This window comes from Bradyrhizobium tropiciagri, assembly GCF_001189845.1.
GTDB classification, from domain to species: domain Bacteria; phylum Pseudomonadota; class Alphaproteobacteria; order Rhizobiales; family Xanthobacteraceae; genus Bradyrhizobium; species Bradyrhizobium tropiciagri.
Map to the genome: position 1 here is coordinate 1 of NZ_LFLZ01000176.1, position 1,027 is coordinate 1,027.

The window sequence follows — 1,027 nt, forward strand, 5'->3', positions numbered from 1 at the left end:
TTGTCGTCCGTGAAGAATGCGGATTGACCTGAAAAATAAGCAAAAATGGTCTTGAGAAAGTATTCGATTTTGCAGGAAAGCGGTGTGTGGGACCTCGCTTTCCTGCGTTTTGGGATTTCGTTTTTGGGCGGTTCGTGATTCCCTGACGGCGTCGTCGACATTGGGGAATGCGATGAGCAAACCGCGGGATGATCGCCAGAAGGACCTGCTGCTTCCGGCCCTGGATCAGATCATCGACATGGGTCATCCGCTGGTGCGGTTGGCGGCGCTGATCGACTGGAACGTGCTGAATGAGCGCTTTGGTTCGGTGTGCCAGGCAGGGTCAGGGCAGCCGGGCTTGCCGACGCGGCTGATCGCCGGCCTGTTCATTCTGAAGCACATGCACAACCTGTCGGATGAAGCGCTGTGCGCCCGCTGGATCGAGAACCCCTATTACCAGCACTTCTGCGGCGAATTGAGCTTCTGCCACCGGTTGCCGTTCGATCGATCGTCGATGACGCGCTGGCGGCAGCGGCTCGGCGAGGAGCAACTTGTCGCGCTGATCCAGGAAAGTCTGTCGGTGGCGCACAAGACCGGCGCGATCGGCGCGAAGGACCTGGAACGGGTGGTCGTCGATACCACGGTGCAGCCCAAGGCGGTCGCCCATCCGACCGACGCGCGGCTGATGCATCGAGCAATCGTCAAGCTGGTCGGGCTCGCCAGGCGCAACCGTGTGCCGCTGCGCCAGAGCTATCTGCGCCTGGCCAAGCGCGCCGCCATCATGGTCGGCCGCTATACCCACGCCCACCAGTTCAAACGCGCCCGGCGGCAGCTCAAGTTCCTGCGGACACGGCTCGGCCGGATCATCCGCGACATCCGCCGCAAGATTGGTGGCGATACAGCGCTGGAAGCTCGCTTCGGCCCGTTGCTCGGTTTAGCGCAGCAGGTGCGCAGCCAGGATCAGCACCAGCGCGGTCCAAAGGTTTATGCGTTGCACGCCCCGGAGGTCGAGTGCATCGGCAAGGGTAAGGCCCGCGCGCCCTACGAG

The 1,027-nt window shown here is 62.3% G+C and carries 1 protein-coding gene; it reads left to right on the top strand.

Annotated elements, in window-relative coordinates; translation table 11 throughout:
- Nucleotides 1-172: 172 nt before the first annotated feature.
- Nucleotides 173-1,027, top strand: an 855-nt coding sequence (locus AKN84_RS44285) for an IS5 family transposase (RefSeq protein WP_128971732.1), incomplete at its 3' end; no start/stop codon positions are given.